The organism is Acidovorax sp. HMWF018, from assembly GCF_003061035.1.
Taxonomy (GTDB): Bacteria; Pseudomonadota; Gammaproteobacteria; order Burkholderiales; family Burkholderiaceae_C; genus Acidovorax; species Acidovorax delafieldii.
Genome location: NZ_QAIM01000653.1, coordinates 11,571 through 18,670 on the forward strand (window position 1 = coordinate 11,571; position 7,100 = coordinate 18,670).

Below are 7,100 nucleotides of genomic sequence, written 5' to 3' on the forward strand. Positions count from 1 at the left end.
TTGCCCAGCAGGCAGCGGATGGCGTCGCCCTGCCGCATGCAGCGGCGCAGCACGGCGGCGGAGTCGGGGCCGCGGTTGACGAGGTCCCCCAGCAGGTACACCGTGTCACGGCTGGCAGAAAAGCCGATGGTGTCCAGCAGGCGCACCAGGGCGTCGTCGCAGCCCTGAATGTCGCCGATACAGTAAAGTGCCATTATGGTCGTCGGTTGCAAACCTGATTGAGTGAAGCATGGATTTTCTGCTGATCGCGCTGCTGACCCTGCTCAACGGCGTGTTCGCGATGTCCGAGCTGGCGCTGGCGTCAAGTCGCAGGTCGCGGCTGACCGCCATGGCCGAGGCGGGTGACAAGGGCGCACAGGCCGCTCTGGCGCTGCTTGAGAACCCCACGCAGTTTTTGTCCTCGGTGCAAGTGGGCATCACCTCCATTGGCATGCTCAACGGGATCCTCGGAGAGGCTGCTTTCAGCGATGACCTGGGGCTGTGGCTGCAGCAGCTCGGGATGCCTGTGCGGGCCGCCAGCATCACCGCTACCGCGCTGGTGGTAACCGTCATCACCTTCGTCACCATCGTGTTTGGCGAACTGGTGCCCAAACGCATCGGACAGCTCTATCCCGAGGCGGTGTCCCGCCTGGTGGCGCGACCCATGGCCTGGGTGGCCCGGGTGGCCAAGCCTTTTGTGCGCCTGTTGTCGCTCTCCACCCAAGGGGTGCTGCGCCTGATGCAGGTGGACAACACAGCAGGGCGTTCGGTCACGGAAGAAGAAATCGTTGCCAGCCTGGAAGAAGGGCGCGAGGCCGGTGTGATCGAGCACCATGAGCACCAGATGGTGCAAAACGTGTTTCGCCTGGATGATCGGCCATTGACCTCGCTGATGGTGCCGCGCAGTGATGTGGGCTGGCTCGATGCAGGGTGGTCGGTGTTGCAGGGCTTGCAGCAGGCGGGCCGTGGCGGCGAGCATGCCGCGCATTCGTGGTACCCCGTGTGTCGCAACTCTCTGGACGAGGTGGTGGGTATTGTGAGCGTGGCCCGGTTGCTGGAGCTGGGGCCTGATGCGCCCGGCACGCTGGAACAGTATGTGAAGCCCGCCGCCTTTTTGCCCGAGACCTTGAGCGGCATGGAGCTGCTGGAGCAGTTTCGAGCGCGCTCGGGGCGCATGGTGTTTGTGGTGGACGAATATGGCGTGGTGCAGGGCATCATGACTCCGCACGATCTGCTCGAAGCCATTACCGGTGAATTGCAGCCCGGCGCTGCCGCCGATGCCTGGGCCACCCCGCGTGATGACGGCGCATGGCTGCTCGATGGGCTGATGCCTGTGTCCGAACTCAAGGCCCGCCTGGATATTCGAGATCTGCCGCAGGAAGACCGTGGGCGGTATAACACCCTGGCGGGGTTTTTGATGGCAGAAACGGGGCATTTACCTGCCGTAGGCGAACAGATTGTGTGCGTGGGCTGGATATTCGAGGTGCTGGCCCTGGAGGGAAAACGCATTGACCGCGTATTGGCACTGCCTGACGGCGCACTTTGAAGCCTTTGTGGCTTCTTGGACCACCGTCTGTCCAGGTGCTGAATATGCCAGTCAGTATTTTTGTGGTTTCTTAATGCAAAATCGTTACCCCGGCGTGTGCTCGCAGCGGTTATCCATATAATCGCACTGTCACCAACCCCATTTTCTTATTCAGACACCATGACCAGCTACAAAGAACTTTTGAAGCAGCGTGAAGCGCTTGAGCAACAAATCAGCGAAGCCCGTCGCCGAGAATTGTCGGACGCTGTTTCCCAAGTGCGCGCCTTGGTGGCCGAATATGGTCTGACCGCCCAGGATGTGTTCCCCGCGGGCAAGGCCGCAGGGAAAACTGGCCGCAGCTCTACCGCAGGCACCAAAGTGGCCCCCAAATACCGCGACCCGGCGACTGGCCAGACATGGACCGGCCGTGGCAAGGCGCCCAAGTGGATTCAGAACGAAAACCGCGAAAAGTTCGCCATCTGAGAATCGGCATTCGCTGCACTCAAAAAAATAGCCCGCAACTGCGGGCTATTTTTTTGGGTGGCCTGGCATGGGGCGCCGAACTACCCAGCCTAGCCCAGCATCTGGAGCCTTCATACATCGCTGGCGACATAAAATCTGCGCCCTGCATTCACCGGGTGGATACCGCAAAATCACGCTATCCCAACCAGCCACTGCCCACGGAACCCAAAAATTCGGTCTGCGTGTTGTGGTTCAACCCACTCCAGGCCGTCAATCCACAGCATATTGCTGCGCCATCTCCCGCAGTACCTGGGCAGTAAATGCGTCGGCCGGGAAAAACGATTCCACCGCCAACTCCTGCAGCGTCACATCCACTGGCGTGCCGAATATCGTCGTGGTGCTGATGAGCGACAGCATGCCGTGCACGCTATTGAAACAAAACGGCATCACCACACCCAGCATTTCTCCCGCCATCACGAGCGGTGTGGATTCATCGGGCGCGGGGTATTCCAGCAGTTCGGCCTGCAGGGCCAGCAATGCCGGGTCCCCCGTGGCATGAATCTGCTGGCGCAGGCGCTCAAAGAGGTGGTGGCGCCATTGCGCCAGATTGGCGATGCGTGACGCCAGGCCGTCGGGGTGCAGGCTCAGGCGGAACACGTTGATGGGGGGCACGAGCAGTTCAGGGCTCACGTGCGCGGCCAGCAAGGCCTGCGCTGCGCGGTTGGCAGCCACCACGTTCCAGCAGCGGTCGAGTGCGATGGCGGGGCAGGGCTCATGGCCCTTGAGCACCAGCTCGACGGCCTGGCGCGCTGCGGTCAGTGCCGGGTCGTCCAGCGCGCGTTCTCGGTACATGGGGGCGTAGCCGGCTGCTACCAGCAGTGCGTTGCGTTCGCGCAGCGGGATGGCCAGGCGCTCGCACAGGCGCAGCACCATGTCACGGCTGGGATTGGTGCGGCCGGTTTCCATGAAGCTCACGTGCCGCGTGGAGATGTCTGCCTCGTCGGCCAGCTCCAGCTGACTCAGGTGCCGCTGCTGGCGCCAGGTGCGCAGGTGGTCGCCAAAACTGGCAGGCCCCGCCGCTGCGCTGCGGTGCGGCAGCGGATGGCGCGGGGTGCGGCGAGAGGGGGTGGAGGGTGCGGACGTCATGCCTCGCATCCTAGGCCCAACCAGGCCGCAGGCCATTACCTGCCATGTCATCGACGCCATGCGCCGCAGCGGCAACGATGCAGCCTTCTTCAACCCCCAAGGAGCTTGCCATGTTGAACCTGTTGTCTTCCCCCTCCCTTTTGCGTGCCGTGGTCTGGTTCGATGCGTCCACCGGGCTGCTGTTGGGCGCCTTGCATCTGCTGCTGACGGCGTCCCTGGCCGAATGGCTAGGGCTGCCGCACGGACTGCTGGTGGTGTCCGGCGTTTTGCTGCTGGGCTACGCAGCACTGGCCACCCGCATTGCCCGCGCGCGCACCATGCCGCGCGGAGGGCTGTGGGTGCTGATCGCTGCCAACTTTGGATGGGCGTTGGCCAGCCTGGTGCTGCTGCTCGGTAACGCCGTGGCACCCACGTTGCTGGGTCAGGCGTACCTGGTGGTGCACGTGGTCTCGGTGGCGCTCATTGCGGAGCTGCAGTGGATGGGTGTGCGCCGCTTGCCTGCATGGGCTGCTGCTTAGTTTTTTTTGCGCTATATATTTGATAGCTATTGAGGCATAAGGATGTAGCGCTTGGGCGGGTTTCTCCGCAAAAATGGTGAAAAGAGCGTCGTATGAGCCTCTGCGCCAGGGCGGCGGGGCACAGCGGCATACCCCCAACGATTGCGCCGTCATGGGGGACTGCCAGAATAGACGCTGTTGCCTTATCAAGGAGTTCGCCATGGCCTCATCGTCCAAGCCGCTAGCCAAACCGTCGTCCCGACCCGCACGCCACGCCTTTGCCAACACGCTCAAGGGCTTCAAAACAGCGTCGGGCAAGGAGGGCAAGTTCTACTCTCTGCCCGCGCTGGCCAAGCAGTTTCCGCAGATCCAGCGTCTGCCGGTGTCGATCCGCATCGTGCTCGAATCGGTGCTGCGCAATTGCGACGGCCGCAAGGTGACGGCCGAGCATGTGCAACAGCTTGCGCACTGGGCGCCCAATGCCGCGCGCACCGACGAGATCCCTTTTGTCGTCTCGCGCGTGGTGCTGCAGGACTTCACCGGTGTGCCTTTGCTGGCCGATCTGGCCGCCATGCGCAGCGTGGCCGCCAAGCTGGGCAAGAACCCCAAGAAGATCGAGCCCCTGGTGCCGGTGGACCTGGTGGTGGACCACTCGATCATGGTCGACCACTACGGCAAGAAGAATTCGCTCGACCTGAACATGAAACTCGAATTTCAGCGCAACAAAGAGCGCTACGAGTTCATGAAGTGGGGCATGCAGGCCTTTGACACCTTTGGTGTGGTGCCCCCGGGCTTTGGCATCGTGCACCAGGTCAACCTCGAATACCTGGCGCGCGGCGTGCACAAGCGCAAGGATGGCGTCTACTACCCCGACACCCTGGTGGGCACCGACAGCCACACCACCATGATCAACGGCATCGGCGTGGTGGGCTGGGGCGTGGGCGGCATCGAGGCCGAGGCCGCCATGCTGGGCCAGCCGGTGTACTTCCTCACGCCCGATGTGGTGGGCTTTGAGATGACCGGCCAGCTGCGCGAGGGCGTGACCGCCACCGACCTGGTGCTCACCGTGACCGAGCTGCTGCGCCAGCACAAGGTGGTGGGCAAGTTCGTGGAGTTCTTTGGCGAAGGCACGCGCACCCTGGCGCTGCCCGACCGCGCCACCATCGGCAACATGGCGCCGGAGTACGGCGCCACCATGGGCTTCTTCCCGGTGGACGAAAAGACCATCGACTACTTCAAGGGCACGGGCCGTACCAAGGGCGAGATCGAAGCCTTCGAGGCCTACTTCAAGGCCCAGGGGCTGTTTGGTGTGCCGCTGGCCGGCGAGGTCGACTACTCGCAGGTCGTCAAGCTCGACCTTGGCAGCGTCACCCCCAGCCTGGCGGGCCCCAAGCGCCCGCAAGACCGCATCGAGCTGGGCAAGGTCAGCAGCCAGTTCGCTGAGCTGTTCAGCAAGCCCAACGCGCAAAACGGCTTCAACCGCCCGGCAGAGCTGCTGCACACGCGCCATCACATCCACCGCCATGGCGAAGCTGTCGCCGAAGAGGCTACGCCAGACGGCAAGCCCACGCCGGCCGGCGCACCGCGCTCGGTGGTCGAGATGGAGGCCAACAAACCCGCACTGGCCACTGCGCACGGCGAGGCCCGCGCAGCCACGCTGCCCGCCAAGGGGGCTGACCCCACAGTGGGCAATGGCGACGTGCTGATTGCCGCCATCACCAGCTGCACCAACACCAGCAACCCCAGCGTGCTGCTGGCTGCAGGCCTCTTGGCCAAGAAAGCGGTGGAGGCAGGCCTCAAGGTGCAGCCGCACATCAAGACCTCGCTGGCCCCCGGCTCGCGCATCGTCACCGAATACCTCACGCAGACCGGGCTGCTGCCGTACCTGGAAAAGCTGGGCTTTGCGCTGGCGGGCTATGGCTGCACCACCTGCATCGGCAACGCGGGCGACCTCACCCCCGAATTGAACGAGGTCATCACCAGCAACGATCTGGTCTGCGCAGCCGTGCTGTCGGGCAACCGCAACTTCGAGGCGCGCATCCACCCCAACCTCAAGGCGAACTTTCTGGCCAGCCCGCCACTGGTGGTGGCGTATGCCATCGCGGGCACGGTGCTGAAAGACCTGATGACCGAACCCGTGGGCAAGGGCAAGGGTGGCAAGGACATCTACCTGGGCGACATCTGGCCCACCAGCGATGAAGTCCACGCCCTGCTCAAGTTCGCCATGAACGGCAAGGCCTTCCGCGAAAACTACGCCAAGGTGGCGACCGACCCCGGAAAGCTGTGGGAGAAGATCAAGGGAGTCAGTGGCACGGCCTACACCTGGCCCGCCAGCACTTACATTGCCGAGCCGCCGTTTTTTGCCCAGTTTGCGCTCGACAAAGGCGCTGCGGCCGCGTCGGCGGTGCACGGCGCGCGCATCATGGCGCTGTTCGGCGACTCCATCACCACCGACCACATCTCGCCCGCAGGCTCCATCAAGGAAAGCTCGCCCGCAGGCCAGTGGCTGTTGCAGCACGGCGTGCAAAAGGCAGACTTCAACAGCTACGGCGCCCGCCGGGGCAACCATGACGTGATGATGCGCGGCACCTTTGCCAATGTGCGCATCAAGAACCTGATGATTCCGCCCACCGCCGATGGCTCGCGTGAAGAGGGCGGCGTCACGTTGTTCCAGAACGATGGTCCGCTGCAGGGCGAGAAGATGTTCATCTTTGATGCCGCCATGCAGTACATGGCGCAGGGCACGCCCACCGTGATTTTTGCGGGCGAAGAGTACGGCACCGGCTCCAGCCGCGACTGGGCCGCCAAGGGCACGCAACTGCTCGGCATCAAGGCGGTGGTGGCGCGCAGCTTTGAGCGCATTCACCGCTCCAACCTCGTTGGCATGGGCGTGTTGCCGCTGCAGTTCAAGGCGGGCGATTCTTGGGAAACGCTGGGCCTGACGGGCAATGAGGTGATTGATGTGGTGCCTGATGCCGCACTCACGCCACAGAGCGATGCGAGGCTGGTCATTCACCGTGCAGACGGCACGCGCCAGGAAGTGACGGTGACCCTGCGCATCGACACCCCCATCGAGGTGGACTACTACCAGGCCGGGGGCATCTTGCCGTTTGTGCTGCGCCAGCTGCTGGAGGGTTGAGGGCCCGCTGCATCCTTCTTCCTTGCCGCATCGCGCCCTGCGCTGATGCGTGCACGCAACGCCTGGGCGCAGCGCCGTCCCGGGTTGTCTTGGACGGGGCTTTGGCCCCGTTTTTCATGGTGCGAGCGCTCTGGTCATTTCCTTACGCGTAGATACACTTGTGACGTTGTGCGGCCATTTCGCTGGCACTGCCATTCACCCCTTCGTCCATGCCACCTCCCAACAGCTCTCCGACAGCGCGCATGCCCTGGTCGGATGCGCCCGCCATTACCGTGGTGCTGGTGGTGGCAGTGCTGGCGCTGGTCGTGGTGCCGCTGGCGCAGATGCTGGGGGATGGGGCGGGCGCCCAGCA

General features: G+C 63.6%; 6 protein-coding genes. 4 read left to right on the top strand and 2 right to left on the bottom strand.

Annotation, left to right across the window (positions count from 1 at the left end; all coding sequences use genetic code 11):
- Nucleotides 1-194: metallophosphoesterase (locus tag DBR23_RS31975; protein WP_233250785.1), on the bottom strand; the 194-nt coding region annotated here is incomplete at its 3' end.
- 35 nt (nt 195-229) lie between these two features.
- Here DBR23_RS31975 and DBR23_RS27375 point away from each other — a divergent pair.
- Together DBR23_RS27375 and DBR23_RS27380 are read left to right on the top strand one after the other, a co-directional pair.
- Nucleotides 230-1,525, top strand: coding sequence for a hemolysin family protein (locus DBR23_RS27375; RefSeq protein WP_108500159.1), 1,296 nt, complete (start codon nt 230-232; stop codon nt 1,523-1,525).
- 159 nt (nt 1,526-1,684) lie between these two features.
- A complete protein-coding gene (locus tag DBR23_RS27380) occupies nt 1,685-1,987 on the top strand; it encodes an H-NS histone family protein (RefSeq protein WP_056058651.1) in 303 nt (100 codons plus the stop codon).
- Between the two features lie 249 nt (nt 1,988-2,236).
- On the opposite strand, the gene DBR23_RS27385 is transcribed toward DBR23_RS27380, so the two are convergent.
- Nucleotides 2,237-3,112: a helix-turn-helix domain-containing protein gene (locus tag DBR23_RS27385; RefSeq protein ID WP_108500160.1), complete on the bottom strand. Its 876-nt coding sequence runs from the start codon at nt 3,110-3,112 to the stop codon at nt 2,237-2,239.
- A gap of 110 nt (nt 3,113-3,222) precedes the next feature.
- Between DBR23_RS27385 and DBR23_RS27390 the strand changes: the two genes are divergently transcribed.
- Both DBR23_RS27390 and DBR23_RS27395 read left to right on the top strand, forming a co-directional pair.
- Complete coding sequence (locus DBR23_RS27390) at nt 3,223-3,630, top strand: hypothetical protein (protein WP_108500161.1); 408 nt, start codon at nt 3,223-3,225, stop codon at nt 3,628-3,630.
- 199 nt (nt 3,631-3,829) lie between these two features.
- Complete coding sequence (locus tag DBR23_RS27395) at nt 3,830-6,748, top strand: aconitate hydratase (protein WP_056058660.1); 2,919 nt, start codon at nt 3,830-3,832, stop codon at nt 6,746-6,748.
- The last annotated feature ends 352 nt before the right edge of the window (nt 6,749-7,100 follow it).

Coding starts and splice junctions, on each gene's coding strand:
- DBR23_RS27375 (WP_108500159.1), top strand. CDS start 230: ATGGATTTTCTGCTGATCGCGCTGCTGACCCTGCTCAACGGCGTGTTC.
- DBR23_RS27380 (WP_056058651.1), top strand. CDS start 1,685: ATGACCAGCTACAAAGAACTTTTGAAGCAGCGTGAAGCGCTTGAGCAA.
- DBR23_RS27385 (WP_108500160.1), bottom strand. CDS start 3,112: ATGACGTCCGCACCCTCCACCCCCTCTCGCCGCACCCCGCGCCATCCG.
- DBR23_RS27390 (WP_108500161.1), top strand. CDS start 3,223: ATGTTGAACCTGTTGTCTTCCCCCTCCCTTTTGCGTGCCGTGGTCTGG.
- DBR23_RS27395 (WP_056058660.1), top strand. CDS start 3,830: ATGGCCTCATCGTCCAAGCCGCTAGCCAAACCGTCGTCCCGACCCGCA.